Consider the following 20,108-nt stretch of genomic DNA (forward strand, 5'->3'; position numbering starts at 1 on the left):
GCGCGTCGATGAACCCCAGCCTGATTGTCACTTCAAGGCTTGCTCCTCGTCGGGGGTTGTCGATACGGGTTAGGAAGCCATCGCCGTCAAAGACCTTGAGGACAGGCACCCGAATGGTTTCGGAACCGGGATCTTCAGGTGCGATAAGCAAACGCCGATTCTCCTCCTCAATGCGGCGAGCAGCATTGTAGCAGAGTTGATTATCGTTTCACTTAGCATCCCCTTTTTCGGAGCTGGTCGGCCATGCAAATTTGCTGGAAATCAGACGCATTCTGCGTTAAAAGACGCCTATTGAAATCATTAGACTTTTTCGAGGATGGGACCCAAATCCTCTGGCAAAAATACATTCTGGGGGCACCAACGGGGGCCTCACTTAAGTAACCAAGGTCAAGATTCTCGCAGTTTTGCGACATTCTGAGAGCGGTTCGAGTCCTCTTCTGGGCACCATTTCATCATTCATCACAGTTCGCTGACGGTTACCAAAACCCCGCAATTTTGGCGGTTTGAGCTTGCATTTCCCCCGCAGGAGCGCCTCGCTCCCAGGGGCATGTGGGGTCGTGTTCCATTACCGTGGACCCCTATGGCCGGGGCTGCCAATCATCACTGTCCAGAGCTATCGGCAAAGCCGTTTTCGATGAATTCGAGCGCGCAGCCGGCCAGCATGGCTACGCCGCGCGGCAAAGCGCCCTCGTCGACGTGCATCCGCGGCGAATGGATTGCGCAGCACTGGCTCCAATTGTCGCCGTCAGGAGCTACGCCGAGGAAGAACATCGCTCCAGGCACTTTCTCCAGGATGTAGGAGAAGTCCTCGGCTCCCATGATCGGGGCGGGCAGATCGCGCCAGCCTTCGGCACCCCCGATTTCGCGCGCCACCTTTGCGCCCAGCTGCACCGCGCTCTCATCGCAAAGAGTAACGGGAAAGCCCTGCACGATCTTGCAGTCCGCGCTAACGCCATGGCCGCGAGCGATGTGCTCGGCGGTTTCGCGCAGCAGGCCATGCACCTTGGCACGATGTTCGGGAGACAGGGTTCTGATCGTCCCCTGAAGCACCGCATCATCGGGGATCACGTTGAATGTCGTGCCGGCAGAGATCTTGGTCACGGTGATAACGACAGCGCTGGCCGCGTTGAAGCGCCGGGTGACCATCGCCTGAATCGCGCCTATGATCGCGGCGGCGGCGGGGACAGGATCGGCGCAATCATGCGGCATGGAGGCATGGCCGCCCTTGCCGCGGACCGTTATGGTGAACTGGTCGGCGGCCGCCATAAGCGGACCGGCGCGCCCGGCGAGCACGCCGAACTGGGCGTTGGGCATGATATGCAGGGCAAAGGCCGCGTCAGGCAGCGGATTGATCAGCCCGTCATCAAGCATGAACCGCGCGCCGTGGTGCCCCTCCTCCCCGGGTTGGAACATGAAATCGACCAAGCCGGCCAGCTCCTCTCGCTTTGCCGCCAACAGCCGCGCCGCCCCCGCCAGCATCGCCGTATGCGTGTCATGCCCGCAGGCGTGCATCCGGCCCGGAATGATGGAGGCGAAATCGAGGTCGGTCTTTTCGTCCATCGGCAGCGCATCCATATCGCCGCGCAGCAGCACGCGGGGCGAGCCCTCGCCGGCCTTGCCGCCTTTCAAGGTCGCCACCGCACCTGTGGTTGAAGGGCCCGAGCGCCATTCGAGCGGCAAATCGGCCAAAGCTTCGCGCACCTTCGCCATCGTCATCGGGCAGTGGAGGCCCAATTCAGGTTCGGCATGGATCGCACGGCGCAACGCAATGACCTGCGGGGCGAGCTGGCTGGCGGATTGGAGCAGCGATTCTGTCAACATGGGGCGAGATTAGCGTCGATCTGCCGCGAAACCAGTCCGAATGCACAGCCACAATACCGTGCCTCACACGGCAAATCGCGCTCGCTCAAAAGCCCTGACGCGGTTGTAACCCCGCTGCGACACCGCACGAATATTGCAGTCCGATGGCAACATCGCAGTGGAATTATACCGGGTGGCTAACTAAAGGACGCTGATGGCGACGCCTATTTATGAATTTGCACAACTGCCGCGGGTGGACGCCCGCGAAGCTGCGGATTCACGCCCGCGCCGCCAGCGTGAGCCGGGCGAGGCGCCGCGCGTCGGCGTGATCTACAATCCGCGCAGCCACCGCAATCAGGGTGCCGATTTCGACTGCGGCATCAGTCCGCATGTCCATATTGCGCAACCGGGTGACCGATCGCAGCTTCCCTCGGCGCTGGCCGAACTGGCCGAACGCGAGATTGATCTGCTGGTAATCAATGGCGGCGATGGGACGGTGCGCGATGTGCTTACCTGTGGAGCCGGGATTTTCGGCGATCACTGGCCCGCGATTGCCGTGCTGCCCAAAGGCAAGACAAACGCCCTGACAGTCGATCTCGGGGTTCCCACCGACTGGACGCTCCAGAACGCGATTGATGCGGTGGAAAATGGCAACCGCACCATTCGCCGCCCGATAGAGATTTCGCTTGCCGGTGACGATGCAAGCAGCCGGGTGCTGGGCTTCATTCTGGGGGCAGGGGCATTCACCACTGCGACGCAGGCCGGCCAAAGCGCGCACCGGCTGGGCGCGTTCAATTCGATGGCGGTTGCGGTCACGGTCATGTGGGGGTTCCTGCAATGGCTGTTCGCCTCACGCGCCAATCCGTGGCGCCGTGGCGCGCGGATGAAGATTGCGCTCGGCAATGCCGAAGCCCCGATGGAGCACAGCGGGCAGGGCGATCCGGAATGGCGCCAGCTGCTGTTTGCCACCACGCTGGAGAACCTGCCTGCCGGGATCAGGCCGTTCGGCAATCTTTGCAAGGGGTTGAAGCTGGTCGCGCTCGATCAGATTCCGCGGCGCGCGACGATGATGGTGCCTGCTGTCCTGCGCGGCAAGGTGTCGAAGCGGCAGCGCGAGAACGGTATCCACCAGGTCAGCACGCCGCAATTCACGCTCGATATCGATGACCAGTTCATCTTCGATGGCGAAGCCTTCCCCGCCGGCAAATACCGGATCGCGCAGGGGCCGGAACTTGAATTCGTAACTCCTTGAGGCCAAGGCCCGGCCCATGGCCGAAACCCGAGACCATCACGAAACACTGGCGTCGCGCATCGCAGCGAGCCTTGATGCACCGATCGACCCCGCCGTGCGTGCCTTTGCCGAGGCGCTGGCAACCGAACAGGGCGCGTTGGCAGTCCTGTTTTACGGCTCGAACCTGCGCACCCGATCGCTTGAAGGGGTGCTTGATTTCTACGTGCTTTTGCCCGGTGAGCAGCGCGAGCGTATCTGGCCGCGGGTGAGCTATCACGAAAGGCCGCACGAGGGGCAGACTCTGCGCGCCAAGGTAGCGACAATGGCGCTTTCGACCTTTGCCGAGGCTGCAGCAGGCGAGCTTGCCGACACGACGATCTGGGCGCGCTTCGTGCAGCCCAGCGCTCTGGTTTGGTCTGCGGACGCTGCGGCGCGACAGCATGTGGAAGAAGCGATTGCCGCTGCAGCGATGACTGCAGCCCGGCTTGCCGTCGCCATCGGCCCCGTCACCGGGACTGCGGAGGATTACTGGCGGGCGCTGTTTCGTGCCACCTACAAAGCGGAATTCAGGGTCGAAAAGCCGGGGCGTGAGAACGATATTCTCACCATCAATCAAGGTCATTTCGCCGGGTTACTACCGCTTGCCCTTGCGGCAGCCGGGGTTTCGTTCCGCCGCGAGGGCGAGCGCATCTCGCCCAGCCTCGCCGCGAGTGAGCAGCGCCGCATCCGGATCTGGTGGAAGCGGCGCCGGCGTCTGGGCAAGCCTTTGAATTTCGCCCGTCTGGCAAAGGCCAGCACCACTTTCGAAGGCGCGGCGCGTTACGCTGCGTGGAAGATCGAACGGCACACAGGGATGCCGGTGGAGATCACCCCGTTCAGGGAACGTCACCCGATCCTGTCAGCTCCGAAGGTGCTGTGGGACCTGCGCAAGCATCGCAAGAATCCGCGCTGAAGCGAGATTTCAGCCGAAATACCGCATTGTGACGTTGATGGTTTCGACCCCTTGGCCGACGTTGAAGCGGGTTTTTTCGATCCCCGGACGGCCAAGGTTGAAGATGCTGATCGAAGGATCGTTCGACATCGCGCCGCCATCGGTCCGGATATCAGTCGATCCGTTGCCGTTGACATCGTGGCGCACGGCAATGGCGTAGGGTCCGCTGGACGGGACGGGCATGCACACCGTCATGCGCCCTTCGCGTGCGGGCATTTCGATCCGGTTGAGCCAGCGTCCGCTTTCCAGCCAGTCGGCCTTGGTCCCGTTATAGACTTGCACGCGGACTTTGCCCGATGAATTCTTGACGCCGTTGATCGTCACCCGCACCGCCGGGCCTGCACCGGGCGCGCAGGAGCGCATGTTGTTCGAAATGATGTTGCGATAGTCCCCGGTCGAAGCGGCCTGGGCAAGCGCAGTCTGCATGGGCACGGCGGCGCCAAGCGCAAGGGCCGCAACCGCCATCGCTCCGCTCGCAAAATGTCGCATCTTCGCATTCGAAGTGGTCATGTGTAGCAGTTCCTGAAACCTTTTCCGGGAGCCGTTCTCCGCACCCAAAATAGAACGGAACAGCTCTTTGATTTAAAACCTTATTGCCGTTTTCGGGCTGAATTGCGGCTGAACTGGCTGGTCAAGGTGCGCTCATCCGATGCCTTGATCGCGCCAAAACCGAGGGTTTCTACGCAAGTCCACGGGGGAAAAGCCAGTGCGCGATGCTTGCTGCGTGATTCGCGCCTGCCGTAAGGCGAAATGCAAACGAAAAGGCGCGTTTGTTAACCATGCCAGCACCCTTGATCTCTCCTTCGATCCTTTCCGCCGACTTCGCGCGGTTGGGCGAGGAAGTGCGCGCTGTCGATGCCGCTGGTGCCGACTGGATTCATATCGACGTCATGGACGGCCATTTCGTGCCCAATCTCACGATTGGCCCCGATGTGGTCAAGGCCTTGCGTCCGCACACCGCCAAGACCTTTGACGTCCACCTGATGATCTCACCGGTTGACGCCTATCTCGAAGCCTTTGCCGAGGCGGGGGCGGACATCATCACCGTCCATCCCGAAGCCGGGCCGCATGTCCACAGGACGCTTCAGGCGATCCGGGCGCTGGGCAAGAAGGCAGGCGCGGTGATCAATCCCGGCACGCCGGTGGAGGTGCTCGACAATCTCATGGATCTTGTCGATCTGGTGCTGGTGATGAGCGTCAACCCGGGTTTTGGCGGGCAAAGCTTCATCCATTCGCAGCTGGAAAAGATCCGCCGCATCCGCACGATGATCGAGGCGACCGGGCGTGAAATCCATTTAGAAGTGGACGGCGGCGTCAATGCCGAGACCGCGCGGCTGTGTGTCGACGCGGGAGCGGACGTACTGGTCGCCGGATCGGCTACCTTCAAGGGCGGACCGGATTGCTACGCCGCCAATATCGCGGCGCTCAAGGGGGGCGAATGATGGAAACCCTGTTCGGCCATGCCAAGGCGGGTGAAGCCGAGGCGCTGGAATCGAGCGATGATCGTTCGGCTATCGCCTTGGGCGAATCCGAAGAAGTCCTGCGCGATGATGGCGTTCCGGCATTCCCAGCAGAAACGATCGCAACATCCCGCGCTCTTGCGCTGACCGATGTAATCGCCCCGCGCGCCAAGCCGGGTGAGGCGCTGATCCGGCTGGCCTATCGCATGGGCGTTCCCGGGCATGCATTGGCCGCGCCGTTCCGGCGGCCATCGCCGATCCGGGTGCTGGCCACGGTCAACAGCCCGGTCACTGGTGATCGTGCGGCGGGCATCGCCCTGCGCGCGGGCCATTTCCTCGCCCATGGGGTGAAACAGCCGATCGGGCAGCTTGACCTGGAACCGGGCGCGCGGCTCAGCCCCGGTCTTGAACGGATGGTGCACAGCTTTTCGTGGCTGACCGATCTCGCCGCAAGCGCGCCGCGTGAGGATTGTATCCCGATTGCCGAGCGGATCACGGCACGCTGGCTTGATGCCAATCCCCACCCCGGCAAGGGCCCTGCGTGGGATGTGGAGAACACCGGCCTGCGGCTGATGGCTTGGCTGGTGCACGCTCCGCTGGTTCTGGCTGGCCAGGACGGCACGCTCAAGCCGCGCTTGCTCGAAGCGATCGAGGAAACCGCGCACTGGCTCGATCGCAAGGCGCTGCGCAGCGGTGCGGGGTTGGCGCAGGTGGCGGGATGGGCCGCCGTTACCGCTGCGGGCCTGTTGCTTCCCGAGGGCAGGCCACGTCGCCTGTATGGCGAAGCCGCGTTGATCCGCGCGCTGGGCGAACTCGTGGCGGAAGACGGCGGCACGCTGGCGCGTTGTCCGGCGGCGCAAATGGACGCGATCCGCATCCTGACTGATCTGATCGCCTGTTATGAGGCGGTGGATCGCGAAGCGCCCGAAGCCCTCTGGGTCATGCGCGAACTGCTGGTGCCGCCTCTGTTGGCCCTGCGTCATGGCGATGGCGGGCTCGGCAACTGGCAAGGGCAAGGCGCAATTTCGGCAGACCGGGTGGCGGCATTGATCGTCGCATCCGGTATTCGCACCCGTCCGCTAAACGATCCGCAACACTGGGGCTTTCAACGCTTGCGCGGCGGGCAGACCACGGTGCAGTTCGACGCGGGCCCTCCGCCTCGTGCTCGCCACACCCGTTGTGGTTGCGCCTCGACACTGGCGTTCGAGATGTCGGACGGCCCATCGCGCCTGATCGTCAATTGTGGCGGCGCGGCAATGGCAGGCGGGCAGGTGCCTTCGCGCATCGGTCAGGCGCTAAGGGCGACAGCGGCGCATTCAACCCTTGTGCTCGACGATGCCAACAGCACCGCCGTCCTGCTCCACGGGAAGCTTGGCCGGGGTGCGGAAACGGTCGAGGTCGAACGCCGCCTGATCGAACAGAACGGCCGCGAGGCGATGCGGGTCGAAGCCAGCCACGATGGCTATGCAGCGCGGTTCGGCCTGACGCACAATCGCATCCTGACACTGCGCAGCGACGGAACCGAACTGGCAGGCGAGGACATCCTCCTTCCCGCCTCGCGCAAGGGCAAGCGCGGCAAGGTCGGGTTTGCGATCCGGTTCCATCTGGGCCGGGGTGTTGAAGCGCATCTGACCGAGGACAAGCGCGGGGCCAGCCTGCTGACGGCTGACGGTCGCCTGTGGCAATTCCGCCTGCGCGGCGATGCTGCAGCCGATGCCGAGGTCGTGCTCAGCTGCGAGGACAGCCTGTGGGTAGACGGTGACGGACGCCCTCACGCAACCGAACAATTGGTGATAGAGGGGCTGACATCGCGCGGCGGAGGCCAATTCTCCTGGCTCCTCAAGAAAATGGGGTAACACCACAAATGACACAGGCGACAATCAAGCGGGCACTGCTTTCGGTGTCCGACAAGACCGGTTTGGCAGAGCTTGGCGCGGCGCTGGCCGCACGCGGGGTCGAGCTGGTTAGCACCGGGGGCACGGCGCGCACGCTGCGTGAGGCCGGGCTGGATGTGCGTGACGTGTCCGACCTCACCGGCTTTCCCGAAATGATGGACGGACGGGTCAAGACCCTGCACCCCAAGGTGCACGGCGGCCTGCTGGCTCTGCGCGACAATGATGAACACGTCGCCGCGATGCAGGCGCATGATATCGGCGCGATCGATCTGGTGGTGGTGAACCTTTATCCGTTCGAGGCGACCGTCGCCAAGGGTGCCGACCGCGCCGAAGTGATCGAGAATATCGACATCGGCGGGCCTTCTATGGTGCGATCCGCTGCGAAGAACCACGGGTTCGTCACTATTCTCACCGATCCGGCAGACTATGCCACGCTGGTCGAGGAAATGGACGCGAATGTCGGTGCAACCACCCAGGCGTTCCGCGCCCGCATGGCGGGCAAGGCCTATGCCCGCACCGCCGCCTATGACGCTGCCATCGCCAACTGGTTCGCCTTCTCGCCCGCCGCGAGTGACGAGCCGACGCTGTTTCCCGACACCTTGCCGCTCGCTTTCAAGCGCGCCGACACGCTGCGCTATGGCGAAAACCCGCATCAAGCGGCCGCGATCTACGTTCCGCAAGCGGTTGGCACGGCCGGTGTGCCGCAGGCCCAGCAGCTTCAGGGCAAGGAATTGTCCTACAACAACCTCAACGATGCCGATGCGGCGCTTGAACTGGCGGCGGAGTTTGCCGGACAGGATCCGGCGGTTGTCATCGTCAAGCACGCCAATCCTTGCGGCGTGGCGCAAGGCGGATCGCTGCTCGACGCGTGGAACGATGCGCTGCAATGCGACAGCGTTTCGGCCTTTGGCGGTATCGTCGCGGTCAACACGGAACTTGATGGCGCCACCGCAGAGGCCATCGCCAGCATCTTCACCGAAGTCGTGATTGCCCCCAGCGTCAGCGCCGAGGCGCGCGAAATCTTTGCGAGGAAAAAGAACCTGCGCTTGCTCGAATGCGGCGCGCTACCCAATCCGCGGCGTCCGGGACTGGCGCTCAAGACGATAGCGGGCGGCGTGCTGATCCAGTCGCGCGACAATGGCGCGGTTGCCGAGGCGGATCTGAAGGTCGTCACCAAGCGTGAGCCGACCGAGCAGGAGCTGAAGGACTGCCTGTTCGCATGGACCGTCGCCCGCCACGTCAAATCGAACGCGATCGTCTACGCCAAGGACGGAGCGACCGCGGGGATCGGCGCAGGCCAGATGAACCGCCGCGATTCCGCGCGCATCGCTGCGATCAAGGCGCGCGAGGCGGCTGAAACCTATGGCTGGGATGTGCCCCGGACACAGGGCAGCGCGGTTGCATCGGATGCGTTCTTCCCCTTTGCCGACGGCCTGATCGCCGCAGCCGAGGCGGGCGCTACCGCGGTGATCCAGCCGGGCGGCTCGATCCGCGATGACGAAGTGATCGCCGCGGCGGACGAGGCTGGCCTTGCGATGGTGTTCACGGGGATGCGCCACTTCCGGCATTGATCGCGCGGCCTGACCCACTCTCGCGCATCTGTTGGCGCCGGTGGACGTAACTGAATCGGTAAAAGTAACGAACTGTCGCAAGAAAGGGCCGTTCATTGTGGCGCAATCGCGCCGCTTTTAACCGCCGTTGCAGCCCCGATGAAATCACCGCCGCGAGAGCGCCATGAACCTTTTGTCCTCTGACCTGTTTCGCAATTTCGGCATCGGCTTTGTCGCCGGCTCGCTCATCGTAGCGGTGGCCACAATCGACCAGTGGGGCGGCAATATCGAAACGCCCGCCCGTGCGGCCCAGCCGCTTGAGGCGCCGCAGCCGTCGCCCGAATTCCAGATCGCACCCCTTGAGGTGGCGCAATGAAGTTGGCCCTTCCCTTCGCCGCAGCGGCGCTGGCTGCCGCGGGCTTCGCATTCACCTCGCTGCCCTCGCCCGCGCTGGCGCTGGAAAAGCCGGTCAATGCTCCGGCTGCGCAGCGCACCGCAAGGGAGGGCGCCGGGTTAAAGACGGCGATTTTCGCTGGCGGTTGTTTCTGGGGCGTCGAAGGCGTGTTCAGCCATGTGAAGGGTGTGAAGTCCGCCGTATCGGGATATCACGGCGACTCTGCCGCGACCGCCAGCTACAACCGCATCATCGCCGGCGGAACGGCCCATGCGGAATCGGTGCAAATCACATACGATCCTTACGTCATCCGCTATGACGAACTGCTGCGCATTTTCTTTTCGGTGGTTGCCGACCCGACCCTGCGCAACCGTCAGGGGCCGGATGTAGGCACCCATTACCGCAGCGCGATTATCCCAACCAGCGCCGAACAGCGCGCCGTGGCCGAAGCCTATCTGGCACAGATGGAGCGTTCAGGCATCTGGGATAAACCGATAGTGACCCGGATCGAGGCGCAGCGCACTTTCTATCCGGCGGAGCGCTATCATCAGGATTTCATGGCCAAAAATCCGAGCCACGGGTACATCCTGCGCTGGGACAAGCCCAAGGTTGACGCGCTGAAAGTCATGTTCCCGGCAGACTTCCGGCCCGAGTTTCTGCGCGACGGCTGAGCGGGCCTGAGCGTCTGGCGTTCCGCGCCACTGCCGCTTATATTGGCCGCATGGCGACACATCATCATCACGCTCATGAAGAGCACAGCGGAGCCGAACTGATCGCTGCGGCGCGCGACGCACTGATTGCCTCCGGCGAACAATGGACGAGCATGCGCGAGGCGGTGTTTGCCGAACTGGCAAAGCACGAACGGCCGGTTTCGGCCTATGACATCGCCGATAATCTTTCAGCCCAGCGCGGCAAGCGCGTCGCGCCCAACAGCATCTACCGTATCCTAGACCTGTTCGTGGCGAACAATCTTTCGATGCGGGTCGAAAGCGCGAATGCCTATCTCGCCAATTCGCACCCTGGTTGCGAACATGACTGCATATTCCTCGTCTGTGACGAATGCGGCGAAGCCAAGCATGTCGATGACGAAACCGTCAGCAAGACGATCCGGGCGCTTGCCGCTTCCAAGGGGTTCAAGCCTGAACGCCCGGTGCTGGAAATTCGCGGCCTCTGCGAAACCTGCGCCTGACGCGACTTCCCCTCCATTATTCCAAACCATTCCGAGAGCCGCGTTTCGGCGCGGTTCAAGGGTTTATCGACACTGCCTTCGCAAAGGTGTAGGCCTGACATTATGAATCGACCGCCTGAAACTCCATTGCTCGATCAGGTCCCGACGCCTGAAGAGCTCCGCAAGCTGAAACCGGAACAGCTGCGCCAATTGTCCGACGAACTGCGCGCCGAAATGCTCGACGCAGTCAGCACCTCCGGCGGCCACCTCGGCTCCGGCCTTGGCGTTGTCGAGCTAACGGTTGCGATCCACTATGTCTTCAACACGCCGGACGACAAGCTGGTGTGGGACGTGGGCCACCAATGCTACCCGCACAAGATCATCACCGGACGTCGTGACCGTATCCGCACGCTGCGCCAGGGCGGGGGCCTTTCGGGCTTCACCAAGCGTGCTGAAAGCGAATACGATCCGTTCGGTGCGGCGCACTCGTCCACTTCGATCTCGGCTGCGCTCGGCTTTGCCATAGCCAACAAGCTGAACAACAAGCCCGGTCGCGGGATCGCCGTGATCGGCGACGGTGCGATGAGCGCCGGCATGGCCTATGAAGCGATGAACAATGCGGCGGCTGCCGGTAATCGCCTCGTCGTGATCCTCAACGACAACGATATGTCGATTGCTCCGCCGGTGGGCGGGCTGTCCGCCTATCTCGCCCGGATGGTGTCCTCCAGCGAATATCTCGGCCTGCGCAGCCTCGCTTCGCGTGCGGTCAAGAAAATGAGCCGCCGCATGCACGAAGGGCTGCGCCGGGCCGAGGAATATTCGCGCGGCATGGTGACGGGCGGAACCCTGTTCGAGGAACTCGGCTTCTACTACGTCGGGCCGATCGACGGGCACAATCTCGATCACCTTATCCCGGTGCTTGAGAATGTGCGCGACACTTCCGAAGGGCCGGTGCTGATCCACGTCGTCACGACCAAGGGCAAGGGCTACAAGTTCGCCGAGGAAAGCGCCGACAAATATCACGGCGTGCCCAAATTCGACGTGATCACCGGCGAAAAGAAGAAGAGCGCCGACGGTCCGCCCGCCTATCAAAACGTGTTTGGCGATACTCTGGCCGATCTGGCGGACACCGACAGCCGCATTTGCGCGATCACGGCGGCTATGCCGTCTGGCACGGGCGTTGATCGCTTTGCCAAGCGCCACCCGGATCGCAGCTTCGACGTCGGCATCGCCGAACAGCACGGGGTAACCTTTGCCGCCGGACTTGCGGCGCAGGGCATGCGACCCTTCGCCGCGATCTATTCGACCTTCCTGCAGCGCGCCTACGATCAGGTCGTGCACGATGTCGCGATTCAGAATCTGCCGGTCCGGTTCGCGATTGACCGTGCCGGACTGGTCGGCGCCGACGGCTGCACCCATGCCGGATCGTTCGACATCACCTATCTGGCAACGCTGCCCAACATGGTGGTGATGGCCGCCGCTGATGAAGCGGAACTGATCCACATGACCTACACCGCAGCCGAATATGACGAAGGCCCGATCGCCTTCCGCTATCCGCGCGGCAACGGCGTCGGCGTGCCGCTGCCCGAAGTCCCGCAAAAGCTCGAAATCGGCAAAGGCCGCATCGTGCGCGAGGGTAGCAAGGTGGCGATCCTTTCGCTGGGCGCGCGGCTTGAGGAAGCGAAGAAGGCTGCCGACACGCTGGAAGCCAAGGGCCTGTCAACAACCGTTGCCGACCTGCGCTTTGCCAAGCCGCTCGACACCGACATGATCGCGCGCCTGATGCGCACGCATGATGTCGTGGTGACAGTCGAAGAAGGCGCCATCGGCGGTCTTGGCGCGCATGTGCTGACCTTCGCCACCGACGAAGGCCTGACCGACAACGGGCTGAAGGTGCGCACCATGCGCCTGCCCGACGTGTTCCAGGATCAGGATTCACCGGAAAAGCAGTATGAAGAGGCTGGTCTTACGGCCCCTCATATCGTCGAGACGGTGCTGAAGGCGCTCAAACACAATTCAACCGGTGTCGACACCGACGGGGTTGAAGAAGCACGAGCCTGACACGCGCTCGCGGCATCTGCCAGCACGCCTCAGCGCGAAGTTGGCTGGGTGATCGCGATGTCCGTAATCGTGGAGCCGACCGTGTCCTCGTATGAAATCGAGGGCGCGGGACCCTGCGTATCGGCATCATCGTTGAGAAGATCGTCAGTCCCTTCGATCTCGCGCAGGATCGTCGGTGGCGCGGGCGGCTCTTCTCCTCTGAGCAAGGCAATCTCCCGCTCGCGCCGGTAAAGATAGGTGTCGCGCCGCGCGGCATAGGGATCAACCGTCTCCCCGATCCGTTCCAGCTCGGCATCGACTTCGAGCCGGGTATCGAGATTGCTGATGACGAAATAGGGCGCGGCATAGGCGGGCGTGTTGAACGGCCGCCCAACTGCCACTGGGAGCACGAATTGATCGAGCGTGTCCCCGAACAGGTCGCGCACGCTCGTCGCGCCCGCGATCGGCAAATAGAGATAGGCGCCGCTGTCGACCCCGTAGTAGCCGAGCGTGTTGGCAAAGCCGTTGCGGCGATAGGGCAGCCCGATGCCGGGTTTCTCTGCAACGTCGATCAAACCGCCCAGCCCGAGCGTGGAATTGATCGCGAAGCGGCCGAGCGTCTCGAAGGCCTTGCCCACTTTCAATTGCAGCAGGAAGTTCAGGAAGTTCGCCGGCTCACGAAGGTTGCGCACGACATTGCCGAGCCCGTCCCGCAAGGGATCGGGCAGGCCGTCGCGGTAGGCATAGGCTACCGGCTCAACAAAGGTCTGATCGAGATTCTGGGTGAGCCGATAGCTGGTTTCGTTGAAGGCCCCGATCGGGTCTGCATCGACGGGCCCATATTCGCCTTGGACAACGATTTCGTTCTCGGCCTCGGTTGCCGGCTCTCCGGTCCCCGGTTGATCTTCGGGTGGGGTTGACCCGCTGTCCTGCGCAAGTGCCAGCGACCAGCCGATCGGCATAACCTCGGCCTTGCTGCCCGGCAGATTTCGCACCACAGCCACGGTAGTTGGCACAAGAGCGGCTTCAGATGCGGCCAATGGCGCATTTCCCAGCAACATGGGCGATGTCAGCAGCAACAATGATGCATTCGGCATTGCCCATCTCCTGCCAGCGAAGGCTCGTCCCGATCTCATCACCACCGGGGCGAGCCGTTTTCGGTCACATAGGAACGCAAGCGGTCCAATCAGTGATCCATGCGCCCATGCGTGTCATATTCCTGATGGATAGCGCCGTGCGATGAACAGAAATTGACCGGTGCTCGCAGTATTCGCTCTGCCATGCATCGCGGTTACAATCGGGCTCTGCCGCAAACGTCCGGCTTGCTCAAAACCAGCGCCAGATCCCGGCGGGAATTCCGCCCAGCGGCATGTGCAGCCAGCTGAAGAAGATGAACAGGATCAGCCCGACCGCCCAGGGCATGGCCCCCACACCGGGCAACGCCCCCCATCGCGGCCAGTAGCTTGTCCGGCTTTCCCAGACCTGCCAGGCGTCGCCCATCAGAGCCTCTTTCTTGCGATCCTGCAGCTTTGCGCCAACCAGTGCGAGAATCCCCATCGCCAGTGCCGTTACGGTGGTGCGCAGGCTCCAGAACAAAACGATGTGCGAAAGCGCCCAGAGAGCGAAGCCCCACATCATCGGGTGGCGGGTGACCTTGAACACGCCTTTGGGTTCGGCGCGCGCCTGATCCTCAGCCTGAGGCGTGGGCAGGGCCGGGTTGCCCATCAGCGAGCCTGCCAGCAGCACCAGCGCCGGAAGTGTCAGAACGGTGGCGATGGCCCACCCGATCTCACCGCTACCCTGCAGGTCTGCTGGTGGAGCGGCCTTGAACGCGAAATAGACCCAAGCCAGGGTCGCAAAGCTGACCAGCGAATAGACAATCTGGAAAAGCACCGGCCCAAGCGCCTTCACCATCGGCGCGCGAAGCGGATGCGACATGGCGAAATGTGTGCCGACAAAGGCAATATTGGCCGCGATTAGTGCGATGATCGTCCCGTGCATGGCTCACCTCATCCCTTTGATGCCGAGCATGGACCAATCGCTATCGCCCGGCAATATCCAGCAGTTGCACCTTGAACAGCAGTGTTGCCCCGCCGGGTATCGTCCTGCGCCCCCTTGGCCCATAGGCAAGGCTGGCAGGAGCGGCGATCTCGATCGTCTCACCGACCGCCATCTGCGGGATTGCCAGCTTCCACGCCGGGATCAGTCCGCTCAGCGGGAATGTCGCGGGCGTTCCCCGGTCGAACGAACTGTCGAATGTTGTGCCGTCGATGAAGGTGCCGGCATAATGCACCGTGACCGTGTCACCGACGGTTGGCTTCGCGCCCGTTCCGCGATATTCGACATAGCGCCAGCGCAGGCCGCCTTCCATCGTGTACCAGCCATCGCTGGCCATCAGGCCCGACAGATAAGCCTGCTGGGCGTTGTGATAGGCCAGTTCGGCAGCTTCGGCATCTGCCCGCTCTTCGGCCAGGACCGGCGAAGGGCAAGCAAGTCCCAGCGCCAGCGCCGGGAGCGTCAAAACACCCCTCACCAGTCGTAGGCCTTGGGCAGGTCGCTTTCGTCGAGGTCGAGATAGCGTTGGCGCAAACGGCTCTGGTGGTTCTCAAGCGATTGCTCGACGCCGCCGATAAATACCTTTGTCGGCACCGAACGAACCTCCAGCGGATCACCATCCCACATCACCACATCGCCCAGCGCGCCCGGCTTCAGCACGCCCGCCGTGCCATCATAGCCGTTGATCGCCGCCGGGATCGAGCTGATCGCGGCGAAAGCCTGACCCCAACTGAGGCCTGCTGCACCCGGGATCTTGCCCAGCGCGACGAGGTTGCCCGCTGCCTGCGGCATGTTGCGCGGATTGGTGCCGGAACTGGCGCTGATCGCGACCTTTACCCCGGCGCGCATCATGCGGCCGATATTGCTCTGTGTCGCGGCCAGAACCTCGAAGGTTTCAGGCAGGTCGTCGAGCGCATCGGCGATCACCGGTACACCGGCAGATGCGATGGCATCCGCCACCAGCCAGCCTTCGCCCGCGCCCACCAGCACCATGTCTAGCCGTGGGAATTCACCCTTGAGCGCAAGCGCAGCGCGAATGTCCGCAGCCCGGTCAACCGCGACATACAGCTTTTGCGTCCCGTTCAGCACGGGGATCAGCGCCTCTGCATCGAAACGGCCGAGGAACAGATCGTCATCCTTGGCGATCTCGGAAATCTGGGGCGTGCCGGTCGAGCCGCGCAAACCCTGCGCTTCCTTGAGCGCGTTGCGGAACAGGACGAAGGCCGAAGCGCGGCTGCCGCCCGAAAGGCTCGCCCCGCGTTCGCCCAGCGCGACCATCTGGAACGCGCGCGATTTCATGATCGGGTTGGCATCACCATCCAGATCGATGATCGCGCCATGCCCGCCAAAGATCGAGCCCGAAGGCACGGTGGTGGTCGCCGCGCGGGTAATCCCTCCTGCCCGGCTGACAAGGATGTGCTGCGAGGTCGGGTTGACGATCGGCGCCACGTCCAGAGCCGCGCTGAACGGTGCGCCGCCCGCGCTGATGTCGTTGGATTCGCTCACCGCGCCGACATCCGACAGGCCCAGCGTGGTGACGGCGGCAAACAGGCCGGGCGTGACCCAGGCATCATTCGCGTCGATCACCTGATCGGTATCAATGGTCCGCCCGTCGGGTGCTCCGGCGTAGGCAACCTTGCCGCCTTCGACGATGACGACGCCGTCCCTGATCGGTTCGCTGCCGTCACCGATTGCGACGGTCGCGTTGACGATCACGAAGTCCTGAGCCGCAGCGGGCGTGGCGGCAAGAGCGATGGCCGAAGCGGCAAGTGCGAGGAAGTGCTTCATTTCACGTCTCCTTCACCGGGCTGGCCAAGCTCGAAATCGGTCACCGGCCGGCGGCTGCGGTCCATCGCGTTGAACATCAGCGCGCCGTCGATCCAGACGCGTTCGGGGCGGGAATAGACGCTGAGCGGGTTGCCGTTCCACAGCACCACATCGGCCATCTTGCCCGGCTCGAGGCTGCCCGTCATCGAATCGATGCCCATCGCCTTGGCGGCGTTGAGGGTGATCCAGCTGATGACGGTGGCATCGCTGATGTCGATCCCCACACGCCGACCGGCGGCCTGCGCCTTGGCGGCTTCCTGATTGAGTCGCTGGATGTCGTTTTCGCTGTCCGAATGGATCACCACGCAGGCGCCTTCGCGCTGCAGGAAGGCGGCGTTTTCGAGGATGCCGTCATAGCTTTCCATCTTGAAGCCGTACCAGTCGGCCCAGATCGCGCTACACACGTCGTTTTCGCGCAGCAGATCGCCGATCTTGTAGGCTTCGACCGCGTGGTGGAAGGCGGTGACGCGGTATCCCATCTCCTTGGCCATATCCATCACCAGCGCCATTTCGTCAGCGCGATAGCAGTGATTGTGGACGAGGATTTCGCCCTTCAGCACGCCCACCAGCGTTTCCTTGGCGAGATCGCGATCAGCCTTGTCATTGTTGGCGTAATCGATCGCGTCGAGCCAAGTCTGGCGGTTGACCGCGAAATTGCCCATGCGGGTCGAAGGCATGCGGCCACGGTTGCCGTAAACACGCTTGGGATTTTCGCCGCAGGCCATCTTGAAGCCATAGGGCGCACCGGGGAACTTCATCCCCTGCACGGTGCGCGCGGGCACATTCTTCAATGTGACCGAGCGGCCGCCCATGAGGTTCGCCGAGCCGGGCAGGATCTGCAAGCTCGTGATCCCGCCATTGGCGAGCGCGCGGGTGAAGCCGGGGTCTTGCGGCCAGACCGAATGTTCGGCCCAGACTTCGGGTGTGGTCGGGCTGGTCGCCTCATTCCCGTCCGAATGCGCATCGACCGAAGGGGTCGGGTAATCGCCGAGGTGGGAGTGGATGTCGATAATGCCCGGCGTCACGAATTTGCCGGTGCCGTCGATCACGTCATAGCCATCGGTTGAAAGGTCGTTGCCACCCACGGCGACAACCTTGCCATCGCGGAACAGTACGGTGCCGCCTTCGATCATGCCGCCTGCGCCGTCATAGACGGTTGCCCCTACGATCGCGGTCGGTCGACCGGGATAGGGGCGATAGGTCGAAGGAAATGGCCCTTCGGCTTCGGTCTTGGCCGCAAAGCGCGGGGCTTCGTCATCGTCCCCCGAAGCGGCAGACGCGCTCGCAGAGCCCGTGGTCGCGCAAGCAGCCAGTGCCATCGCCCCTGCGAGCGTCGCCAGTGCCGCGCCATTCATTTTGCCGTGAAGCCATTTACGCCCGATGCGTGCCATTGCCGGTTCCCTGATTGCCCGAGAAAGATGCTTTCTTGACGGGCAATCAGGGTGTTGTCCAGCTTTGTGGAGGGCGGGTGTTACTCCGCCGGACGGGTGGCCGGGCGCACGCCCGCCGCCTGCGGTTCGCCGACTTCGCTCTGGCCGAGGAGATCGTCGTCCACAGTGTCATCCTTGAGACTGTCGAGGTGCATCAGCTTCTTGATCAGCGGGCTGACGACCATCACGGCAATGCCGATGCCGACTGCATAGAGGCCGACGGTCCAGTAAACGTCGAGAACCACCTGCTTGCCCGCTTCCTCGCCCACGCCTTCAGCGCCGGTTGCCGAAGCGATCAGGCCGGCGGCAAAGTTACCCGCCGCCGAAGCGAAGAACCATGTGCCCATGATCAGCGATGCCATGTGGCCTGGGCTCAGGCGGTTCATCGCCGAAAGCCCGACCGGCGACAGGCACAGTTCGCCCGTGGTGTGCAGGAGGTAGATCAGGAAGATGAAGGCGACCGGAACGGCGACTTCGATCCCGACGCTTTCTGCGCCCCACACCAACACCATGAAGCCGAGCCCGACCTGAATGACGGCAAGGCCGAACTTCATCGGGGTTGACGGCTCAAGCCCGCGGCTGCCGAGGCCCTGCCAGATCATCGCGAAGACCGGTGCGAGCAGCACGATGTAGATCGCGTTGATCGACTGGAACATCGATGCGTTGACGCCCTGCGTGTCGACATGCTTTTCGGTAAACACGTTGAGCGACGAACCGGCCTGTTCGAACAGCGCCCAGAACACGATCGAGACGAGGATGAGGAACATCGCCGCGAAGATGCGGTCGCGCTCCTCCGCCGCGAGCTTGGTCACTGCGGTGAACAGGACGTAGGCGACCAGACCGCCGCCGAACACGCCAAGAACGGTTCCGACCAGCTCCTGATACTGGATCGCGGCCCAGCAGATCGCGACCATCAGCAGGCCGGCGCCATAGATGCCCCATTCCTTGCCACCGGCAATCGCCTGCGGGTCCTTGGGCTCGCCCTTGCCGAGCAGCAGCGGCTTGCCGATCACGAAGAAGATCAGGCCCAGCAGCATGCCGAAACCGGCGAGGCCGAAGCCGTATTCCCAACCATAGGTCTGGCCGAGATAGCCGCAGATGATCGACGCTGTCGCGGCGCCGACGTTAATCCCCATGTAGAAGATCGTGTAGGCCGGATCGCGGCGCACGTCGGTGCGTGAATACAGCTGTCCCACGATCACCGAGATGTTCGCCTTGAGGAAGCCCGAGCCGACGATGATCAGAGCGAGCGCCAGCCAGAAGACGTTGATCATCGGGTCGGATTGTCCGCCGCTGCCTTCGAAAGCCATGAAGAAGTGGCCGAACGTCAGCAGGACCGCGCCGAACAACACCGCCTTGCGCTGGCCGATGTAACGGTCTGCGAGATAGCCGCCGACAACCGGCGCGATGTAAACGAGCGCGGTGTAGGCCCCGTAGATGACGTAAGCCTTCGATTCCTCGAACAGCCAGTGCTGGATCAGGTAGAAAATGAGGAGTGCGCGCATCCCGTAGTAGGAAAAGCGCTCCCACATTTCCGCCATGAACAGCAGGAACAGCCCCTTGGGGTGTCCGATCACCTCGGCCTGAGGGCGGGTGATCAGCACCACGCCGCCAATAAGAAACGCCGCGAGTGCAATCGCGGCAATGCGGAAAGTCCACATTTCGAACGTGCTGTCGAATGTGAAGAAAAGACCTTCGACCATTGTTTTGTAATATCCCCGATAGCGCCCGATATCCTCCGGGCCGCAATGCCGGGCACACTAACGCCCATTTGCGCCGTGTGAAGCTTTTGTTTCGGAAGCGCGCAGGAGAGTAGGCAGGGGGCGGGAACTTGACGCGCATCGCTGTATTATGGCACTGACGCACTTAGCGAGGATGCCATGAGCCAAAGCCGACCCGTTTACCTGAAGCTGCGCGACCAGATCGCCGCTGCCATCATCGAAGGCCTCTATCCCGAAGGGGAAATGCTGCCTTCCGTCCGCGCGCTCGCTGCGGAGCAGGGGGCGAACCCGCTGACCGTGGCCAAGGCTTACCAGCAATTCCAGAATGACGGCCTTGTCGAAGTGCAGCGCGGCGTCGGCATGTATGTCGTCAAGGGTGCGGCGGAATTGCTGCGCAAGCGCGAGCGTGAACTCTTCCTCCAGCATGAATGGCCCGAAATCCGTTCGCGCATGGCGCGGCTGGGGCTGAAGCCGGCCGATCTGGTCGAGCAGGGCTGAACGCAACCCTTCCCGCACGCGTTCAGTCGCGCGGTGGAGATGGTGCAT

Annotated in this window: 18 protein-coding genes; 10 read left to right on the forward strand and 8 right to left on the reverse strand. The window is 63.0% G+C overall.

The window, feature by feature from the left end:
* Positions 1 to 600: 600 nt before the first annotated feature.
* Complete coding sequence (locus AABA34_RS02585) at positions 601 to 1,821, reverse strand: M20 metallopeptidase family protein (RefSeq protein WP_338303758.1); 1,221 nt, start codon at positions 1,819 to 1,821, stop codon at positions 601 to 603.
* A gap of 193 nt (positions 1,822 to 2,014) precedes the next feature.
* On the opposite strand from AABA34_RS02585, the gene AABA34_RS02590 reads away from it, so the two are divergent.
* Together AABA34_RS02590 and AABA34_RS02595 are read left to right on the forward strand one after the other, a co-directional pair.
* On the forward strand, positions 2,015 to 3,052 hold the full coding sequence (locus AABA34_RS02590) for a diacylglycerol/lipid kinase family protein (RefSeq protein ID WP_338303759.1): 1,038 nt from the start codon (positions 2,015 to 2,017) through the stop codon (positions 3,050 to 3,052).
* A gap of 16 nt (positions 3,053 to 3,068) precedes the next feature.
* Positions 3,069 to 3,983: a hypothetical protein gene (locus AABA34_RS02595; RefSeq protein WP_338303760.1), complete on the forward strand. Its 915-nt coding sequence runs from the start codon at positions 3,069 to 3,071 to the stop codon at positions 3,981 to 3,983.
* Positions 3,984 to 3,992: 9 nt separating this feature from the next.
* Here the strand turns inward: AABA34_RS02595 and AABA34_RS02600 are convergent, their stop codons facing one another.
* Positions 3,993 to 4,532 (reverse strand): DUF2141 domain-containing protein, encoded by a 540-nt coding sequence (locus AABA34_RS02600; RefSeq protein WP_252259518.1) that lies wholly within the window; start codon positions 4,530 to 4,532, stop codon positions 3,993 to 3,995.
* A gap of 269 nt (positions 4,533 to 4,801) precedes the next feature.
* On the opposite strand from AABA34_RS02600, the gene rpe reads away from it, so the two are divergent.
* From rpe to dxs, 7 genes are all read left to right on the forward strand, one after another.
* Positions 4,802 to 5,464 (forward strand): ribulose-phosphate 3-epimerase, encoded by a 663-nt coding sequence (rpe, locus tag AABA34_RS02605; protein WP_338303761.1) that lies wholly within the window; start codon positions 4,802 to 4,804, stop codon positions 5,462 to 5,464.
* Positions 5,464 to 7,338, forward strand: a complete 1,875-nt coding sequence (locus AABA34_RS02610; protein WP_416833171.1) for a heparinase II/III family protein — start codon at positions 5,464 to 5,466, stop codon at positions 7,336 to 7,338. The genes rpe and AABA34_RS02610 overlap by 1 nt, the downstream gene beginning before the upstream one ends.
* Positions 7,339 to 7,346: 8 nt before the next feature.
* Complete coding sequence (gene purH, locus AABA34_RS02615; RefSeq protein ID WP_338303764.1) at positions 7,347 to 8,948, forward strand: bifunctional phosphoribosylaminoimidazolecarboxamide formyltransferase/IMP cyclohydrolase; 1,602 nt, start codon at positions 7,347 to 7,349, stop codon at positions 8,946 to 8,948.
* Between the two features lie 163 nt (positions 8,949 to 9,111).
* Positions 9,112 to 9,303, forward strand: coding sequence for a hypothetical protein (locus AABA34_RS02620; RefSeq protein WP_252259521.1), 192 nt, complete (start codon positions 9,112 to 9,114; stop codon positions 9,301 to 9,303).
* Positions 9,300 to 9,992, forward strand: coding sequence for a peptide-methionine (S)-S-oxide reductase MsrA (gene msrA, locus AABA34_RS02625; protein WP_338303765.1), 693 nt, complete (start codon positions 9,300 to 9,302; stop codon positions 9,990 to 9,992). Before AABA34_RS02620 ends, msrA begins: the two co-directional genes overlap by 4 nt.
* Positions 9,993 to 10,042: 50 nt before the next feature.
* A complete protein-coding gene (locus AABA34_RS02630; protein ID WP_252259523.1) occupies positions 10,043 to 10,510 on the forward strand; it encodes a Fur family transcriptional regulator in 468 nt (155 codons plus the stop codon).
* 102 nt (positions 10,511 to 10,612) lie between these two features.
* Complete coding sequence (gene dxs, locus AABA34_RS02635; protein ID WP_338303766.1) at positions 10,613 to 12,550, forward strand: 1-deoxy-D-xylulose-5-phosphate synthase; 1,938 nt, start codon at positions 10,613 to 10,615, stop codon at positions 12,548 to 12,550.
* A 29-nt stretch (positions 12,551 to 12,579) separates the two neighbouring features.
* On the opposite strand, the gene AABA34_RS02640 is transcribed toward dxs, so the two are convergent.
* From AABA34_RS02640 to AABA34_RS02665, 6 genes are all read right to left on the reverse strand, one after another.
* Positions 12,580 to 13,626 carry an MlaA family lipoprotein gene (locus tag AABA34_RS02640; protein ID WP_338303767.1) on the reverse strand — a complete coding sequence of 349 codons (1,047 nt, stop codon included), beginning with the start codon at positions 13,624 to 13,626 and terminating at the stop codon, positions 12,580 to 12,582.
* A 229-nt stretch (positions 13,627 to 13,855) separates the two neighbouring features.
* Positions 13,856 to 14,530, reverse strand: coding sequence for an NnrU family protein (locus tag AABA34_RS02645; RefSeq protein ID WP_338303768.1), 675 nt, complete (start codon positions 14,528 to 14,530; stop codon positions 13,856 to 13,858).
* A gap of 40 nt (positions 14,531 to 14,570) precedes the next feature.
* A complete protein-coding gene (locus AABA34_RS02650; RefSeq protein ID WP_338303769.1) occupies positions 14,571 to 15,062 on the reverse strand; it encodes an FKBP-type peptidyl-prolyl cis-trans isomerase in 492 nt (163 codons plus the stop codon).
* Positions 15,059 to 16,372 (reverse strand): amidohydrolase family protein, encoded by a 1,314-nt coding sequence (locus tag AABA34_RS02655; RefSeq protein ID WP_338303770.1) that lies wholly within the window; start codon positions 16,370 to 16,372, stop codon positions 15,059 to 15,061. The genes AABA34_RS02650 and AABA34_RS02655 overlap by 4 nt, the downstream gene beginning before the upstream one ends.
* Positions 16,369 to 17,766 (reverse strand): amidohydrolase, encoded by a 1,398-nt coding sequence (locus AABA34_RS02660; RefSeq protein ID WP_445083771.1) that lies wholly within the window; start codon positions 17,764 to 17,766, stop codon positions 16,369 to 16,371. The genes AABA34_RS02655 and AABA34_RS02660 overlap by 4 nt, the downstream gene beginning before the upstream one ends.
* A gap of 116 nt (positions 17,767 to 17,882) precedes the next feature.
* Positions 17,883 to 19,544, reverse strand: coding sequence for a peptide MFS transporter (locus tag AABA34_RS02665; protein WP_338303772.1), 1,662 nt, complete (start codon positions 19,542 to 19,544; stop codon positions 17,883 to 17,885).
* Positions 19,545 to 19,721: 177 nt separating this feature from the next.
* Here AABA34_RS02665 and AABA34_RS02670 point away from each other — a divergent pair, with 177 nt between their 5' ends.
* Positions 19,722 to 20,060 (forward strand): GntR family transcriptional regulator, encoded by a 339-nt coding sequence (locus tag AABA34_RS02670; protein ID WP_034956338.1) that lies wholly within the window; start codon positions 19,722 to 19,724, stop codon positions 20,058 to 20,060.
* The last annotated feature ends 48 nt before the right edge of the window (positions 20,061 to 20,108 follow it).

This window comes from Erythrobacter sp. Dej080120_24 (assembly GCF_036322605.1).
Lineage (GTDB): Bacteria > Pseudomonadota > Alphaproteobacteria > Sphingomonadales > Sphingomonadaceae > Erythrobacter > Erythrobacter aurantius.